This is a genomic window from Calidithermus terrae (assembly GCF_003574345.1).
Classification (GTDB): Bacteria; Deinococcota; Deinococci; order Deinococcales; family Thermaceae; genus Calidithermus; species Calidithermus chliarophilus.
The window spans coordinates 1-16124 of record NZ_QXDL01000027.1; the positions used below are offsets into that span (position 1 = coordinate 1).

General features: G+C 66.0%; 14 protein-coding genes and 1 tRNA gene. 7 read left to right on the plus strand and 8 right to left on the minus strand.

The features are described from left to right. Window positions 1–39: 39 nt before the first annotated feature. The 5 genes from Mterra_RS04980 to Mterra_RS04995 are packed head-to-tail and all read left to right on the plus strand — an operon-like array spanning window position 40 to window position 6273. Window positions 40–564: a restriction endonuclease subunit S gene (locus tag Mterra_RS04980; RefSeq protein ID WP_119314170.1), complete on the plus strand. Its 525-nt coding sequence runs from the start codon at window positions 40–42 to the stop codon at window positions 562–564. A 15-nt stretch (window positions 565–579) separates the two neighbouring features. Continuing rightward, entirely contained in the window at window positions 580–2442 is a 1863-nt protein-coding gene (locus tag Mterra_RS04985) for an ATP-binding protein (RefSeq protein WP_119314171.1), read from the plus strand. Beyond that, complete coding sequence (locus Mterra_RS23395) at window positions 2439–2891, plus strand: type I restriction endonuclease (protein WP_218022877.1); 453 nt, start codon at window positions 2439–2441, stop codon at window positions 2889–2891. The genes Mterra_RS04985 and Mterra_RS23395 overlap by 4 nt, the downstream gene beginning before the upstream one ends. Further along, a complete protein-coding gene (locus Mterra_RS23400; RefSeq protein ID WP_218022878.1) occupies window positions 2867–5578 on the plus strand; it encodes a type I restriction endonuclease subunit R in 2712 nt (903 codons plus the stop codon). Before Mterra_RS23395 ends, Mterra_RS23400 begins: the two co-directional genes overlap by 25 nt. 14 nt (window positions 5579–5592) lie before the next feature. After that, complete coding sequence (locus Mterra_RS04995; protein WP_218022879.1) at window positions 5593–6273, plus strand: M48 family metallopeptidase; 681 nt, start codon at window positions 5593–5595, stop codon at window positions 6271–6273. Here Mterra_RS04995 and Mterra_RS05000 read toward each other — a convergent pair. The 8 genes from Mterra_RS05000 to Mterra_RS05035 form a co-directional block, all read right to left on the minus strand. Further along, window positions 6270–7313: a P-loop NTPase family protein gene (locus tag Mterra_RS05000; RefSeq protein WP_170159556.1), complete on the minus strand. Its 1044-nt coding sequence runs from the start codon at window positions 7311–7313 to the stop codon at window positions 6270–6272. The genes Mterra_RS04995 and Mterra_RS05000 overlap by 4 nt on opposite strands. Window positions 7314–8315: 1002 nt before the next feature. Then, complete coding sequence (locus Mterra_RS05005; protein ID WP_119314174.1) at window positions 8316–9899, minus strand: hypothetical protein; 1584 nt, start codon at window positions 9897–9899, stop codon at window positions 8316–8318. 168 nt (window positions 9900–10067) lie between these two features. Then, on the minus strand, window positions 10068–10433 hold the full coding sequence (locus Mterra_RS05010) for a hypothetical protein (protein ID WP_119314175.1): 366 nt from the start codon (window positions 10431–10433) through the stop codon (window positions 10068–10070). A gap of 299 nt (window positions 10434–10732) precedes the next feature. Next, window positions 10733–11182, minus strand: coding sequence for a hypothetical protein (locus Mterra_RS05015; RefSeq protein ID WP_147372553.1), 450 nt, complete (start codon window positions 11180–11182; stop codon window positions 10733–10735). 44 nt (window positions 11183–11226) lie between these two features. Continuing rightward, window positions 11227–12141: a tyrosine-type recombinase/integrase gene (locus tag Mterra_RS05020; RefSeq protein ID WP_170159557.1), complete on the minus strand. Its 915-nt coding sequence runs from the start codon at window positions 12139–12141 to the stop codon at window positions 11227–11229. A 66-nt stretch (window positions 12142–12207) separates the two neighbouring features. Next, window positions 12208–12284 (minus strand) — tRNA-Trp (locus tag Mterra_RS05025). Window positions 12285–12371: 87 nt separating this feature from the next. Further along, complete coding sequence (gene rfbB, locus Mterra_RS05030; RefSeq protein ID WP_119314178.1) at window positions 12372–13382, minus strand: dTDP-glucose 4,6-dehydratase; 1011 nt, start codon at window positions 13380–13382, stop codon at window positions 12372–12374. 109 nt (window positions 13383–13491) lie between these two features. Beyond that, a complete protein-coding gene (locus Mterra_RS05035; protein WP_119314179.1) occupies window positions 13492–14025 on the minus strand; it encodes a dTDP-4-dehydrorhamnose 3,5-epimerase family protein in 534 nt (177 codons plus the stop codon). 208 nt (window positions 14026–14233) lie between these two features. Between Mterra_RS05035 and Mterra_RS05040 the strand changes: the two genes are divergently transcribed. Then, window positions 14234–14947 (plus strand): M23 family metallopeptidase, encoded by a 714-nt coding sequence (locus Mterra_RS05040; protein ID WP_119314180.1) that lies wholly within the window; start codon window positions 14234–14236, stop codon window positions 14945–14947. Between the two features lie 4 nt (window positions 14948–14951). Beyond that, the gene (locus tag Mterra_RS05045; protein WP_119314181.1) at window positions 14952–16055 is read left to right on the plus strand and encodes an AI-2E family transporter; all 1104 of its coding nucleotides are present in this window, start codon (window positions 14952–14954) and stop codon (window positions 16053–16055) included. Window positions 16056–16124 lie beyond the last annotated feature (69 nt).

Here is a 16124-nt window from a genome sequence, read left to right on the forward strand (position 1 = left end):
GCACGTGCATATGATAGCACATCCGCCGCCCACTATGCTATGTGCTCCTTCGGAGCGCGTGGGGGAGTCCATGTATCCCACGGACTGAAAGTCCGGGGGATTATAGCTCCCCCACGCCCCCTCTTTTCTCTAACCGAGGGCGGCGACTTTGATAAGTTGGGCCGAGGTACTGTCTGGAACGGCTCAATTCCCAACTGTCTCCATCAGAACCACATCTTCCGAGTGAGACCAAACCCCAGACTTCTAAATTCTAGGTTTTTGGCGGCCATCTTTGCCTCCCCGTACGGCAAAGCGTACTTCTTGGCTAGTGCGAAACAGACCACAAACCTGGCTTCTATTAACTCAACGCAGCTAAAGGCCTTTCCTGTACCTATGCCTTCTCTTAATGAGCAGGAGCGAATAGCAGTACTACTGGACAGCTACGAAACCCGCTTAAAAGCTGAGGAAGCTCAGCTCGCCAAACTCCACCAGCTCAAGCGCGGCCTGATGGAAGACCTCCTCACCGGGCGGGTGCGCGTACCGCTCGCCCAACCCGAGGCCGCCCAGGCCGAGGCGGTACACTAGCCGTGTAACCGCTCTATGATACGCACCATTGCCGACCTCGAGCTCTTGCGGGAAAGCGTGGACGTGGAAGCCAAGGCTGCCCAGGGCCGGGACGGGCAGGGGGAGGTGCCGGGGGCCTTCTGGGAGTCCTACTCGGCCCTCGCCAACACCGAGGGGGGCTACATCGTGCTGGGGGTGCGCGAGCAGGGGGACGGGAGCCTCGAGGTGCTGGGGCTCGCCAACCCTGAGAAGGTGCGCACCGAGTTGTGGAACGGGCTCAACAACCCCCAGAAGGTCAGCGCCAACCTGCTCAGCGAGGCCGACGTGTACCCGCTCGAGGAGGGCGGCAAGACGGTGCTGGTGGTGCGCGTGCCCCGTGCCGACCGCCGCCAGCGCCCGGTCTACGTGGGCGCCAACCCCCTCGGCGGCACCTACCGCCGCAACTACACCGGGGACTACCGCTGCAACGAAGCCGAGGTCCGTCGCATGATAGCCGACGCCCAGGAGGAGGCCGCCGACGCGGCCATCCTGGAGGGCTTCAGTTTGGACGACCTCGACCCGGACAGCCTGGCCGCCTACCGCAATGAGTTCCGCACAGTGCGCCCCGACCACCCCTGGGCTGCCCAGAGCACCCCCGACTTCCTGCGCAGCCTCGAGGCCTACAAGCGCGACCGGCACGGCGGCAAGGAGGGCCTCACGGTGGCCGGGCTGCTGATGTTCGGGCGTGACTCGGCCATCCGCGAGCGCTTCCCTCACTACTTCCCCGACTACCGAGAGAAGACCAGCCCCGGCCCCGACCCTCGCTGGGATGACCGTTTGGTTCCCGATGGCACCTGGTCGGGCAACCTCTACGACTTCTACCGCCGGGCCTACCGCAAGCTGGTCGCCGACCTCAAGGTGCCCTTCCGCTTCGAGGGCGGGCGGCGGGTGGACGAGACGCCGGTGCACGAGGCCCTGCGCGAAGCCCTGGTGAACACCCTCGTCCACGCCGACTACCGCGCCAGCGGCAGCATCCTGGTCGAAAAGCTCACCGACCGTTTCGTCTTCCGCAACCCCGGCACCCTGCGGGTGCCGCTGGCCCAGGTCTACGAGGGCGGCCACAGCGACCCGCGCAACCCCACCCTCTTGCGGATGTTCCGCCTGATAGGTGCGGGCGAGCAGGCCGGTTCGGGGGTGCCCAAGATACTCTCGGCCTGGCGCGAGCAGCACTGGCGCACGCCCAAGCTGGTGGAGGCCTTCCGGCCGGACACGGTGACGCTCGAGCTGAGCACGCTGAGCCTGCTCCCTGAAGGGGCCATCGAGGGCTTGCAAGAGATGTTCGGGGCGAGGTTTGCGGCCCTCGAGGCCAACGAGCGGCTGGCTTTGGCAACGGCTTATGTGGAGCGTCAGGTCAACAACGCTCGGCTCCAGCAAATTACCGACCTCCACCCTACTGACATCACCCGCTTGCTAAGCAAGTTGGTACGGGAGGGTTTTCTCGTCCCGGTGGGCGAGCGCAAGGGGCGGTACTACCAGCTCGCCGAACCGGCTAAGGGAAATAGGGGAAGTAACTCCCCCCATTTCCCTGGCAGCTTCCCCCATTTCACCGGCAGCTACCCCCATTCTGAGGATGACCTCTCCAGCTCGGACCCGTTACTCTGGGGGCTGCTCTTGAACTTAGCCCGACCGGTACGCCAGAAAGGGCGTGCACCTAAGGAGGAAGTTAGGCGAGTCATTCTTGAGCTCTGCTCTGTTACCGAGCTGTCGCGGCAGCAGCTCGCCGAGTTACTGGGTCGGTCGGCCAAGACCCTGGAGAACAGCTATCTCTCCCAGATGGTGAGCAAGGGCCTCCTCATGATGCGTTATCCCCATAACCCTAACCACCCCAACCAGGCCTACCGCACCAGGGAGGGCGCATGAGCACCGAGTACCGCGAGGTCGAGAAACCCCTCATCGAGCAGCTCACCCGCATGGGCTGGGCCTACCTGGAAGGCGACACCGACCTGCCCGAGCGCACCGAGCGCTCCGACTTTCGCGAGGCGGTGCTGCAGGGGCGGCTCATGGAGGCGGTAGGGCGCATCAACCGACTCAGGCTCCCCTGGCTGACCGATGCCGACGTGCAGGCGGCGGTGCTGGAGCTGCTGCGGCTGGAGGGCAGCAAACTCCTGGAGACCAACCGCCTGGTCCTTGAGCGGCTCATCCACGGCACCACCATCCCCGGACCGGACGGCAAAGGCCATACCCTGCGCTTCCTGGACTTCGAGAACCCCCACCACAACGACTTCCTCGCCATCAACCAGTTCCGCGTCAACCCGCCCACCTACCGCGCGGGGGCGGCTACATCGTGCCCGACGTGGTGCTCTTCGTGAACGGCCTGCCGCTGGTGGTGGTCGAGTGCAAGAGCCCCGACCTTCAGAGCCCGCTCGAGGAGGCCATCCGGCAGCTCCGCCGCTACTCCAACCAGCGCGGCTTCACCGAGGAAGAGGGGGCCGAGCGGCTGTTCCACAGCAACCTGCTGCTGGTGGCCAGCAGCTTCTACCAGGCCCGCTACGGGGTGCTGGGTGCTGAGGCCGATGAGTACCTGGAGTGGAAGGACACCTTCCCCCAGACGCCCCAGCAGGTGATGGCCGAGCTGGGCAAGCAACACCTGCACCCGCAGCAGGTCCTGGTCGCCGGGCTGTTGCGCCCGGCGACCCTGCTCGACCTGCTCTACAACTTCACCCTCTTCCGTGGCAACCAGAAGCTGGTGCCGCGCTACCCGCAGTACCGGGCAGTGCACAAGGCACTGGAGCGCCTCGAGGCGGGCCAGACCCCGTTATTGGGGGCCGAGCAGGACGCGCGGGGCGGCATCATCTGGCACACCCAGGGCTCGGGCAAGAGCCTGACCATGGTCTACCTGGTGCGGGTCCTCAGAACCCGCCCCGAGCTGCGCGGCTACAAGGTAGTGGTCATCACCGACCGCAAGGACCTCGAGAACCAGCTCGCCGAGACGGCCAAGGCCACCGGTGAGCCGCTGCTCAAGGCCCAAAGCGTCGAGGAGCTCAAGGCCATCCTGCGCCAGGACGGCGCCGGGCTGGTCTTCGGGATGATACAGAAGTTCCAGGGCGACGAGGGGGCGCCCGCCTCGGCGGGCGACCTCGGCAAGGCCGTGCTCAACCCCAGCGAGAAGCTGCTGGTGCTGGTGGACGAGGCGCACCGCTCGCACACCAGCACCCTGCACGCCAACCTGCGCCTGGCCCTACCCAACGCGGCCCTCATCGGCTTTACCGGCACGCCCATCGTGCGCGAGGGCAAGAAGCGCACCCACGAGATATTCGGACCCTTCATCGACACCTACACCATCAAGGAGTCGCAGGAGGACGGGGCCACCGTGCCCATCTTCTACGAGGGGCGCACGCTCAAAAGCAAGCTGAGCCACGGCGGCACCCTCGACGCGCTCTTCGAGGACCTCTTCGCCGAGCTCAGCGCCGAGGAGCGCCAGCGGTTGCAGGAGAAGTACGCCACTAAAGAGGACGTGCTCGAGGCTCCCAAGCTCATCGCGGCCAAGGCCCGCGACATGCTGCGGCACTACGTGAGTCATGTTTTACCCAACGGCTTCAAGGCCCAGGTGGTGGCCAGCAGCCGGCTGGCCTGCATGCGCTATCTGGAGGCCCTCCGCGAGGCCAAGGCCGAGCTGGTGCGGCAGCTCGAGGGGCTCAACCCGGCCTTCCTCAAGGCGGACCCCGAGAAGCTCGACCCCGAGCTGCGCTTCTTGGTGCAGGCCCACCCGCACCTCGAGGCCATACGGGCCATGGAGTTCGCCGTGGTCATGTCCGGCGGGCACAACGACCCGCCGGACTGGTCCGAGTGGACCGACGCAGCCCGGCACCAGGCCCGCATCGAGCACTTCAAGAACCCGGCCCACCCCCTGCGGGTGCTCATCGTCAAGAGCATGCTGCTCACCGGCTTCGACGCGCCGGTGGAGCAGGTGATGTACCTCGACCGCGCCATCCGCGACCACGAGCTGCTGCAGGCCATCGCCCGCGTCAACCGGGTGTACCCCGGCAAGAAGTACGGGCTCATCGTGGACTACTTCGGGGTCGCCAACCACCTCACCGAGGCGCTGGCCGTCTACACCGAGAGCGACCTCGAGGGGGCGTTGCACTCCATCAAGGACCTGCTGCCCAAGCTGCAGGCGGCCCACCACGAGGCGGTAGAGCTCTTTCGGTCCCGCGGGGTGGAGCTGGAGCAGCGGGAGGAAGGGGTGAACCTGCTGGGCGACGAGCGCCTGCGGGCACAGTTCAAGGTTCGGCTCAAAGCCTTCTTCGAGGCCTTGGAGGCGGTGCTCCCCCGGCCCGAGGGCCTGCCCTACGTGCCCGACGCCAAGCGGCTGGGGGCCATCTACCGGACGGCCCAGGAGGTCTATGCAGAGGATAAGGCCCCGCTGCCCCCCGGTGCGGGGCAGAAGGTGCGCGGCCTGATAGACCAGTACATGGAGTCGGAGGGCGTGAGCCTCAAAATTGCCCCGGTGCAGGTGTTAGACCCTGGCTTCGAGCAGGCGGTCGGACGTTACCGCTCCAAGCGCACCCAGGCGGCGGCGATGGAACACGCCGCCCGCCACTACATCCGCCAGCACTTCGAGGAAGACCCGGTCTATTACCGCAAGCTCAGCGAGCGCCTGGAGCACATACTCCAGCAGTACGCCGAGAACTGGGAGGCCCAGGTCGAGGCCCTCAAGGCCTTCATCAAGGACCTTCAAGCGGGTCGTCCTGCCGACGCTACCGGGCTTGACCCCAAGACCCAGGCCCCCTTCTTCAGCCTGCTGCTGGAGGCCAACGGGGGCCAGGCCGACCCCGAGCGCACCCTCGAGCTGGCCCAAGCCACCGTGCGGCTCACCGAGGAGCTGCGGCGGCGTACCTCGGTGGTGGACTTCTGGCGCAACTCGGTGCGCCGCCATCAGGTCCACGGCTGGCTGAGCAGTTGGCTCGACGAGCAGGGTCTGGTAGCATTCGAGCAGTGCGAGCGGGTCGCGGACGAGTTGCTGACGCTGGCCAAACACCTGCGCTCGAGGGCGTAGGCTACGGCTTCACCGTGGGCGAGTTCAGCCTGCGGGTGCGGGAAAGCACCCGCAGGCGCACCCTCGAACTCGTCGTCGAGCGCGACGGTTCCTTGAGCCTGTTGGCCCCGGCGGGCACCCCCAGCGCGGTGCTGGAGGGCTTCGTCCACGCCCGGCGGGAGTGGCTCTACCAGAAGACGGCTCAGAAGGAGCGGGTCTACCACCCTCCCCGCCCCAAGGAATTCGTCTCCGGCGAAGGCTTCTTCTACCTGGGGCGTATCTACCGGCTCAAGCTGGTGGACCACGGCCCGGAACCCCTGCGCCTCCACCAGGGGCGCTTCGAGCTCCTGCGCGAGCGGTCCCGCGAGGGCCGCTCGCTCTTCATCGCCTGGTATGCCCGGCAGCTCCAGCCCCGGCTACAGGAGCAGGCCGCACGCCTCGCCCCCCGGCTCGGCGTGCGGCTGGGCACGGTGCGGGTGCAGGAGCTGGGCTACCGCTGGGGGTCGTGCTCGAGGTCAGGCGACCTCTACTTCCACTGGCGCAGCGCCATGCTGCCGCGCTCCGCCCTGGAGTACCTACTGGTGCACGAGATGGCGCACCTCAGGGTACCCAGCCACCAGCCGCAGTTCTGGCGGCTGGTGGAGCAGGTAGTCCCCGACTTCGAGGAGCGCCGGTCCTGGCTCATGCGCCACGGGGCCGAGTACGACCTGGGTTAGCTGGCCTGCGGTAGCTGCTTCAAGTCCATCCGATAGGCGATGTAGGTCGTGCCGTGGTGCTGGATACGGCGGAACTCAAAGGAGTTGTCCTCCTGTGAGCGCTTTATCCACTGGCTGATGAGGTTGCGCGGGTCGCTGCTTCCGGCTTGCTCGAGCCACTGGATAGCCTTGTCCTCGCTAACGGCCTGGTAGAGCAGGCCGCCTTCTTCAAGGCGGATGCCCTTGTGTATCAGGAGCTGAATGAAGTCCTTTTTGTACTCCTTGGCCCTTTTCGTCTGAGCCTTTACGGGCTTCGGCTGCCTAGCGGAGACGTTGTCGAAGTCCACGGTCAAAAGGGTCCCCCGGAGGTACCCTTGGGCCCGGCCCTGGCTGTAGACGAACTCGGTGTAGAACTTCCCATCCCTCCCTTGCTTGAGCTCCACGCGCAAGACGTGCTTCGACCTGTCCACCAGCACCGTAGCCCCGCGGTAGGCCTGCTTCTTCGCTCTCTGGGTCGGGTTGAGGTTCTTCCCGTCGTGGTGCAGCAGGAATACGCAGGCATTCCCAGCCTGGGCCGCCTCTTGAAGCGGGATAAAGAGCTTATGGTTCAGGTGCTCAGGGTCGTTCTCGGCGATGGTGCCCCTTTCGCTTGGAGGCAGGAAGAGGCTCAGGCAGTCCACCACCACGAGCGTGCGCGGTGCGTGCTCGACTAGCCTGAGGACGTCACGCAGCTGTCTTATCGGGATGATATAGCTCACGGCCTCATCGGGCACCCAGTCCACGCCGGGACGGGTGGCCTCGGCTATCAGTTCGTCGGGACTGGCCTCGGTAGGATGATAGATGTACAGCACGTGGTCGGCCTGGATGCCGACGTGGTCCAGCTTGGCTTGGCCGTTCACCCCACGAAGGACACGACCCATCATAGCCAGCATCATCACCGTCTTCCCGCTCTTGGCCGGGGCGTGAACGAGGTTGACGGTACCGAAAGCTATCCCCCTGCCACCCTCGGCATCACCGATGCAAATGTCGCGCTGCTGCTCGAGCAGCTTCTGCTGTTCCATGAGCGCATTCCGGTAAACATCCAGTTCCGCAAATGGTGGTCTTTCCATCTCCAGCACCCCGTAGCTTAACAAACCGTCGAGCCGGGCCGTACACGACGGCCCGGCCTGACACCCCTGACACGCGCACGAGCGTCAGACTCTACTTATGCCTTCGCCATCGCACTCGTGCCTGACAAATGACAATGACAGCGCGACTCATATAAGAAAGACATGCTTTCCCCTAATATTTGGGGCGCTGGCGTGAGGCCAGCGCCCCACGAACAGGCCGGGAACCTAGTGGGTTCCCGGCCCTGCAGCCTGCAGGCAGAAGTCAGTGACAGGGGAGTGGGGCTTGGCGGCCCCACTCCCCTCGGACTGCGGACATGCTCCTGACTATAGACCTGCCCCTACCGCCCAACAGACCGGGCACCACCTGGGGCCGGGGCCCCCTCCACGCAGGCACTAGCGAGGGGGCCCCATAGGAGGGCCCCCTCTAGACCACAGCGTGAACCCTGCCTGCGGTAGTGTCATGCCCTGTAGTAGGACACCGGTCTCAGCAGGGCCAGGGGGGTGGGGCTTAGACCCCACCCCCCTCTTCAGCAATATATCGACTGCTTGGCAACATACCGCTGACCATCACCTATGGCCTCCAGACTCGAAATGCTATGCCCATCACCCCTACCACAACACTCATGTCACAGCCCGCAAGGGGACAGCGTCCGGCAGGACGCAAACTCCCCCTTCCGAACTTTGGGGCAGGAAGCTCCCGTCCGAACGCCTCACAAGGTATCGCCAGAGCACAGGGCCCAGCAGCTCACCTACCGCTGGCTTGGTCCGGCGTGGGAGTGCCTATTCCCCATTAGGAATTTGGGGCCGGTAGGTTCCGGCGAGCGACTCGGACACTGTACATCGATAGCGTGTCGGCACGACTCCTTGGCCCGCATCATCTAGCACTTTTTAAGGCTGGATATGGCCGGGGGCGAGGCTGCAGCCTCGCCCCCGGCCATACGAGGGGTTCACATATCACATCCCGACACGGAACTCCCCTGGCTTCACTGTACAGGTGATGGTGAAGCTCTCGTAGACCCTACGACCCCCCACCTGAAGCGCGAGGCTACCGCTTACGCTGTGGTTGCTCCCCGAAACGAATATGCTCAGGCGCTCGGTGTCGTAGCGAACGCTGACGTCAAACATGGAGTAGTACCACTTCTTGCTGTACTCGCCAAACCAGAGCGTGGTCTTGGCGACCATCATATCCGAGAGGGTGCCTCGCGGCGCAACCGGCGTAGGGGCCTGCGGCGAGTCGGCCTCGATGAAACGCACCCCCTCGTGCATAACGCCGCTGCTGCGCCCGCTCGGAAGGCGCACGGAGGACTCGTCCCAGATGACCAAGATGGTGCTGTTGGACTTACTCTGCAGCCGTACGCTGATGTAGTCGTAGTCGCTGCTGGCAGAGAAGGTCAGGGTGTAGGCAGGACGGTCGATGCGGGCAGTGCTGCAGCGGGGCAGGTCCGCGGTGCGGTAGGGGTAGATGCGGGCGCGGGTGAGGGTGCGGTAGCTCTGGAGCTTATCCGCTATCTTGACGGTGAAGTCGTCAGCTTGGCCAGGGTTGAAAAGCTTGACGCGCAGCGAAGCCGTCTTGGGGTCGTAAGACAGCCCTACCCCCTTCAGGATAGCGTTGATGACCGGTAGCGGGGCGTAAAGGCGCCCCGCGATAACCTTGGGCACGTAGTTGGTGGTGCCCCAGGCCACCTCGTCGCAAATGCTGCGGGGGGACTCCCAGGTGTCGCTCCGGCTGACGTCATAGCAGGTCTCGAGGAGCTCGTCACGGGTGACGCTGTACCCGAGGCCCTGGGCAATGACGCCCAGCGGCAAGGCCAGGGTGCCGTCGAGAAGCACCGCCTGCGAGGCCGCCGTGCGGAACACCTGCCGCAGTTGCTCCCGCACCTGGGCCTGCTTGCGCGCTTCTTCCTGCTTCTGCTGCTGGGCTTTGCGCTGCTGTTCGGCAGCCTGCCGTTGCTGCTCGGCAGCCTTCTGGGCGTTCGCCTGCTTCTGCACCGCAAGGAGGCCGCGCAGCTCGGTGAGCTCGGAGTACCTCTGTGCGATGTCGTCGGACGCGTAGGCGAAGGCGTAGGGGTACTTATCGTCCTCGACCTCGAGGTTGAGGGTGCCGCCCATGCCGACGAACTTGACGTCTTCCAGCCCGTGTTCGTAGAACTTGTAGACCCTCAGGCGAGGGAGTGCTATGAGCGAGACGTAGAGCACGTCCTCGCAACGCAGGAGCACCGTGTCGACGCTGACCTCCTTAGTGGTCAACAGACGCGAGCACCGGGGCAACTCCAGCGGTGGGGTCTTGGCCCGGTTACGCAGCTCGTACCCCTCCAGGTTGAGGGCGCTGTAGACCGCCTCGGGCAAAAACAGGCCGACCAAGGCTGTCTCATCGTCGTTCAAGAGGGGTATCGACAGCTCCTCGAGGCTGAGCAGCGCCTCGTGCGCCTCGTCGGCCACGAACGGCGAGGGCGGCTCGTTGACCGGGGTAGCGGCAAGAGCGAAGCTGCCGGATAGAAGAAGCAGAATAAGGCCTCGAACGAACTTCCTGGCGGTCATAGCAACGTCACCTCGCAATACTGGCATTGTCCCGTCCGCTGACTATCGTAACCTATCCAGACAAGATGCTGCGTGCATTTCCAGCCACGGTCGGTCTCCCAAGGTCACGGAATTCAGGCTCCGACGATGTGCCGTCCCGAACCTGCACGACTGGAAGGGGGAGCGGCCTTAGCGCCGCTCCCCCTTCCGCCATTCGTCAATTGGACAGGTCAGGGCCCAGTCGGGGATGGCGTGCCAGGAAGCGTCCTGGACGTCGCTGACTTCGACCTCGAAGCCCTCGTCGAGTGCAGCCTGGGTCATGCCCACCAGCCGAGCGGTGGCAAAGCTGACCAGGGGCTCCGGCACCACGAACTCGAAGCGGGCCTCCACCCGTTTGAGGGGCACCTGGTAGCGGTAGAAGGTCATCAGGGCCTGGCCCGACTCCTCGTCCACCAAGGACAGGTAGCGCTCGTCCGTGTCGCCACCCTCGACGACCTTCAAGCACTTGCCGATGTAGGGTTTGAGCTCGTCATAACCGCGTTTCGGGTCGAACATCCTTGTCACCTCCGTCGGGGGCTGGGATGGGCCACCTTCCACCCTGCCCACCCCTACCTCCCATAGGGAGTGAGCAGCCGGTAGGCTGCATCTTCCTCACCCTGTCCCCGCTACCGCCACCTCCTCCGGCCCAGCCGGGGGGATGTTCCGCCTCCGGCCTGAACCCCACCCCACCCCTTCCCTCTCCCCACTGGGGGGGTACTTTTCGTCGGGCGGCCCCCCGCCCGACGTTGGCGGCTCACGCAGCACCTGAAGGGGTTGGGCCGCTTAGGGCGGCCCAACCGCCCCGTAGCACCCAGTCACTTGTAGAAGGGACCGAGGTCGAAGGGATGCGGGTGGTGAAGGAGTTGGGGGTGGATGGAGAAGCGCAAGACAGCCCGGTGAAGCGCCTCGATGCCCATGTAGAAGCCCGGCAGGTCGTCAAAGTGCGCCAGGTGGACTCGCGGGCGTTTACAGCCGCTGGGCGAAACCAGCTCGTAGACATAGGCCACCAGTAGGTTGCTGCTGCTCTTGACGAGCCAGCCCCGCAGCCCGGCTAGGTGGTGGTCACGCCCCATCAGGTGGTCGATGTCGAGGTAGTGCGAGATGTTCACCTCGAGCTCGAGGTAGCCGGGAATAGCTTCCTCGGTCCAGCCCGGCACCTTGACGAACGCCGTGCGCAGTTCGTCGTCGCCAGAGACTTCCAAGGACATGGGCGGGTCGTTGAGGTACAGACGTTTCTTGTGATGGGTGAGTTCGACATAACGCATCGGTGTCACCTCCTGTGACGGCACGGCGCACTACCGCAAAACCCCTAGAGCAACCGGTCCACCGGGGAGAACCTGCGGTGGGCCGAGCGGATGTCGTCGGTGAGCAGGTTGACGTAGCCCTGGGTTATCTCGAGTTTCCTGTGGCCGAGGATGCGCTGGAGGGTGAAGACGTCCCCACCCGCCCGCAGGAACTCCACCGCGAAGGTGTGGCGCAGGGTGTGCGGCCCAGCTTTGGGCCGCTTGATGCCTGCCCGCCGCACCAGCCGGGTGACGGTCGTGTTGAGTACGGTCGGGCTAAAGGGGTTCCCGGAAGCCAGGAAGACGTGCCGCACGTCAGGGTGTGGGGCCCGGCGCTCACGGTCGAGGTAAGCATGCAGGGCACGCTTGCAGCGCTGCCCGAACGGCACCGTGCGCTCGCCGGTCTTGCCGACCACCCGCAACAGGCCCTCACGCCAGTCGATGTCCTTCAGCGTCAGGCCGCACGCCTCCCCTGCCCGGATGCCGGTGTCCAGTAACGTGAGCACCAGTGCGGTATCGCGCAGCGGGCAGCGGGTGGTTTTGGCCGCTTGCAGTATCCGCTCGACCTCGTCAAGGGTGAACGGCTTGACCTGCTCGGCCTTGTCCTTCGGCCTCGGCAGACCCTTGATGGGGTTATGCTCCAGGTATCCGTTGTGGTACATCCAGTTGAGCGCCACCCGCAGGGCGCGGTCGTAGTTGCGGACGGTGGCACCCGACAGCCCGCGGCTGCGGGCACTGGCAATAAAGCGTATCACCGCCTCACGGGTCAGCTGCGCGGTGTTCCTGACACCCTCGGCCTCAAGCAGGCGGAAGACCTTGCGGTACCACTCCACGGTCTGTGCGGAGTTGCCGCGGTAGGCCTGCTCGTCGAGGAAGGCCTCGAGCAGGCGGTCGAGCGGGTAGACGTTCTTGGGGTGAGGCTGGGTTTCTACCTCGAGCATGAAGCCCTCCTGTTTGGGAGACATCGTGAGGAGGGCTTACGCTGCCATGTTCAATTTTTGCGATGTTGGCGGGCCGTGAAGGATTCGAACCTCCGACACCTCGTTTTGGAGACGAGTGCTCTACCGGGCTGAGCTAACGGCCCCCGCGAGCAAAGGGGATTGTAGCACAGGGTGGGGGAGCGGGCAAGCCGAGCCCCCGCCGGGGCGGGGGCTCCAGGCTCGGGCGTACTTCAGCGCTTGGCGTACCAGGCCTGCATCAGCTCCTGGTGCTCCTTCTTCTCGCGCACCCGCCGCCACCAGCCCTCGTTGGCCTCGAACCAGCGCACCGTCTCGGCGAGGCCCTCGGGGAAGCGGTACTTGCGCACCCAGCCCAGCGCCTCGGTCTTGGAGGGGTCAACGGAGTAGCGGTAGTCGTGGCCGGGGCGGTCCTCGACGAACCTGATCAGGCTGTGGGGCTTGCCCAGGGCCTCGAGCACCCGCTCGGCGACCTCGGTGCCGGGGATCTGCTCGCGGGCGCCGAGGTTGTAGGCCTCGCCGCTGTTGCCGCGGTGGAGCACCAAGTCGATGCCGGCGGCGTGGTCGTAGGCGTGCATGTAGTCGCGCAGGGCCTGGCCCTGGCCGTAGACCGGCAGGGGCTTGTCTTCGAGCGCGTTGGTGATGAACAGCGGGATGATCTTCTCGGGGTACTGGTAGGGGCCGTAGGTGTTGGAGCCGCGCGTGACCACCACGTCGAGCTTGTAGCTGATGCCGTAGCTGAACACCAGGTGCTCGGCCCCCGCCTTGCTGGCGGCGTAGGGGCTGCGCGGGCGGAAGGGGTCGGTCTCGAGCGAGTGCCCCTCCACGCCCCACAAGTCGCCGTAGACCTCGTCGGTGGAGACGTGCAGGAAGCGCTCGAGGCCCTGCCGGCGGGCCTGCTCGAGCAGCACCAGCGTACCCTCGACGTTGGTCTTGACGAAGGGGCGGGGGTCGAGGAGGGAGCGGTCAACGTGGCTCTCGGCGGCGAAGTTGAGCACCGCGTCGGCGCCGTCCATGGCCCGCTTAACGTCCTCGGGGTCGGCGATGTCGCCCTGGATGAAGGTGATGCGGCCGCGTACGGGCTCGAGGTTCTCCAGGTTGCCCGCGTAGGTCAGCTTGTCGAGCACCACGATTTCCCACTCGGGGTGCTTCTCCACCGCGTAGTGCACGTAATTCGAACCGATGAATCCGGCCCCGCCCGTAACCAGCACTCGTTTGAACGCCATTGCAATACCTCCCTGATCCTATGCCGATAGCCCGTAGCCGGTAGCTGACGGCCGCAGCAGGCACGACGACCCGGAGCGGCCCGCGGGCGATTCCGCGGGGGGCCTCATGCTAGCCACGGTCCTCTTCCCATAGCTCCGCCCCGAAGTGGTCCCAGGGCAGGCGGCCCTCGTTGGGGTCGGCGGGGTCGAACTGGCTGTTCATCGCGTACAGCAGCAGCGCGCCCCGGCTGCCGGCCTTATAGCCGTGGGCCACGCCGGTGGGGACGTGCAGCAGCCCCGGCGCCTCGCCCGAGAGCACCTGCTTGCGGCGGGCCCCCTGGGTGCGCGAGCCCTCGCGCACGTCCACCAGCCACACCAGAAGCTCGCCCTCGAGCACGCACCACAGCTCGTCCTGGGTGCGCTTGGGGTGGAGGTGGAAGGCGTTGACGCGGCCCGGCACCGCCCACGACAGCGAGATCTGCGCGGCCTCGAAGGCGGCGGGCAGGCCCCCGACCTTTCCTCCTTCCAGCCGCAGGTACTCCATGAAACTCCCCTCCAGCGAGCGGTGCTTGCGCAGGGGCTGGTAGAAGACCCCTTCGATCTCGGGCTGGGGGTCGTAGCGCTGGAAGCGCAAAGCCGTCCGGACGGCGGGCTCGAGTTCCATCCCGAAGATTTTAGCCCATCGAGCACGCGCGTTCCGCCCCCGCGGCGTTATCCCCGACGTTATCCCCGGCAAACCCCCCGCGCCTTTCCCCGCCCCCCGGAGCCGGATGCGGTGTCGGCCTGCGGCGCCCGCCCATTACGCGCCCGCGTTACACCGCCCCGCCCCACCTCGCCTTTATGTCCCCGGCGGGGTGCGGTAAGTTAAGCCCATGCGGATCAAGCCGGGCTGGGTGGTGCTGGCCCTGGTCACGCTCTACGCCCTGGTGGTCACCGTCGCCTCCAACCAGAACCGGCGGCAGCTCGCGGCGCTGCGGGAGGAGATGCGGGGCCTCGAGGCCCGGCTGGTGCAGGGGCCCGAGGGCTTCGCCTTCCCCCTGCCCGGCGCCTGCTTGCCCAAGGACCAGGACAACTGGCCGGGCGCGCCCCGCGCGTACCGCAAGGGCCAGAACCCCGGCTTCGTCTTCGTGAACGGGGAGTCGTGCGTGCCGGTGGTCTACGGCATGGGGGTGGTGGCCGCGGGGAGCGGCGAGGTGATCAAGGCCGAGACCGCCTACAAGGAGAACACCCCCGCCGAGTTCGCGGCGCTGCTCGAGGCGGTGGCGAACGGGGCCAGCCCCGCCCAGATGGACCGCCTGCGCGGGCGCGAGGTGTGGCTCCGCCACGCCGACGGGCTGGTCACGGTGTACGCCCACCTCTCGGAGGTCGCGCCGGGGGTGCGGGTGGGGGCGAAGGTCAAGAAGGGCGACCTCATCGGCAAGGTGGGCAACTCGGGCACCCTGGCCGCCGCCCGGAAGAGCCGCGCGGGCGCCCGCCTGCTCTTCGAGCTGTGGGACGGCGAGCCCGACAAGGACAAGTTTTTCGGGCAGGACATGCGGCGCGAAGCCCTCCCCGCGCAGGCGAAGGTGAGGTTTGGCTTAGAATAGCCCCGTGATTCAGACCTTCCGGCAGGTGTGGAGCAACCCGTGGCTGCGGGTCGCGGTTTACGTCCTCCTGATCGTCGTGCTCTTCCAGACCCTGGGCCGCGTCCAGAGCGCCGTAACCACCCTGGTGCTCGCGTTCGTGTTCTCCTACCTGACCAGCCCCATCGTGCGCTGGTTCGAGCGCCGGAGGCTGCCGCGCTTCATCGGGGTGATCGCGGTGTACGTGGGGCTGGGGCTGTTCCTGGCGCTGGCCTCGGTGCTGCTGGCCGACATGGTGGCGCAGCTCAGCGCCTTCGCCGCCAACCTGCCCGCCATCCTGACCCCCTTCCTCAACTGGGTCAGCGGCCTGCCCGACCAGATCGGGCGCATCCAGCTCCCGCCGGCCTTCGAGCAGGCCCTGCAACAGGCCTCGAGCTCGCTGCAGAGCCTGCTCGAGGGCTTCACCCAGACCCTCTTGAACGCGCTGCGGGCCCTGCTGTCGCAGGGGGGCAACGTCATCGGCTTCATCATCTCGCTGCTGGGCGGGGTGTTCCAGCTCTTCACCGCGCTCACCATCTCCATCTACCTGCTCTACGACCTGCCCAAGATCGGGCAGACCCTGCTCAGGGCCATCCCCCTCCCCTACCAGCCCATGACGCTCGAGATCGCCGGCAAGCTCGACCGCGCCGTGGGCGGCTACGTGCGCGGCCAGATCCTGGTGGCGCTGTGCGTGGGGACGGTGGTGGGCCTGGGGCTGTGGATCGTGGGCATCCCGCTCGCCGCGAGCCTGGGCTTCCTGGCCTTCATCTTCAACTTCATCCCCTTCGTGGGGATCATCATCTCCTCGGTCCCGGCCATCCTGCTGGCCCTGACGCAGAACCCGCCGCTGCTCAAGGTGCTGCTCACCGTCTTGGTGCTGTGGATCGCCAACCAGCTCGAGGGCAACCTCTTCGGCCCGCAGATCGTGGGCAAGGCGGTCAACATCCACCCCGTCACCGCCATCGCCGCCATCCTCATCTCCGCCAGCCTCTTCGGCATCCCCGGGGCCCTGCTGGCGGTGCCTACGGTGGCGTTCGTGAAGATCCTGTTCACGGATTATTACCTCAACAGCCGGTTTTACCGGGAGGGGTAGGGGCGATAGCCGATAGCCAGACGCAAAACGCGAAACGCGGGTCATACGTCCTACGTCGTACGCCTTGGC

Coding starts and splice junctions, on each gene's coding strand:
- Mterra_RS04980 (WP_119314170.1), top strand. CDS start 40: ATGTGCTCCTTCGGAGCGCGTGGGGGAGTCCATGTATCCCACGGACTG.
- Mterra_RS04985 (WP_119314171.1), top strand. CDS start 580: ATGATACGCACCATTGCCGACCTCGAGCTCTTGCGGGAAAGCGTGGAC.
- Mterra_RS23395 (WP_218022877.1), top strand. CDS start 2,439: ATGAGCACCGAGTACCGCGAGGTCGAGAAACCCCTCATCGAGCAGCTC.
- Mterra_RS05000 (WP_170159556.1), bottom strand. CDS start 7,313: ATGGAACAGCAGAAGCTGCTCGAGCAGCAGCGCGACATTTGCATCGGT.
- Mterra_RS05005 (WP_119314174.1), bottom strand. CDS start 9,899: ATGACCGCCAGGAAGTTCGTTCGAGGCCTTATTCTGCTTCTTCTATCC.
- Mterra_RS05010 (WP_119314175.1), bottom strand. CDS start 10,433: ATGTTCGACCCGAAACGCGGTTATGACGAGCTCAAACCCTACATCGGC.
- Mterra_RS05015 (WP_147372553.1), bottom strand. CDS start 11,182: ATGCGTTATGTCGAACTCACCCATCACAAGAAACGTCTGTACCTCAAC.
- Mterra_RS05020 (WP_170159557.1), bottom strand. CDS start 12,141: ATGCTCGAGGTAGAAACCCAGCCTCACCCCAAGAACGTCTACCCGCTC.
- rfbB (WP_119314178.1), bottom strand. CDS start 13,382: ATGGCGTTCAAACGAGTGCTGGTTACGGGCGGGGCCGGATTCATCGGT.
- Mterra_RS05035 (WP_119314179.1), bottom strand. CDS start 14,025: ATGGAACTCGAGCCCGCCGTCCGGACGGCTTTGCGCTTCCAGCGCTAC.
- Mterra_RS05040 (WP_119314180.1), top strand. CDS start 14,234: ATGCGGATCAAGCCGGGCTGGGTGGTGCTGGCCCTGGTCACGCTCTAC.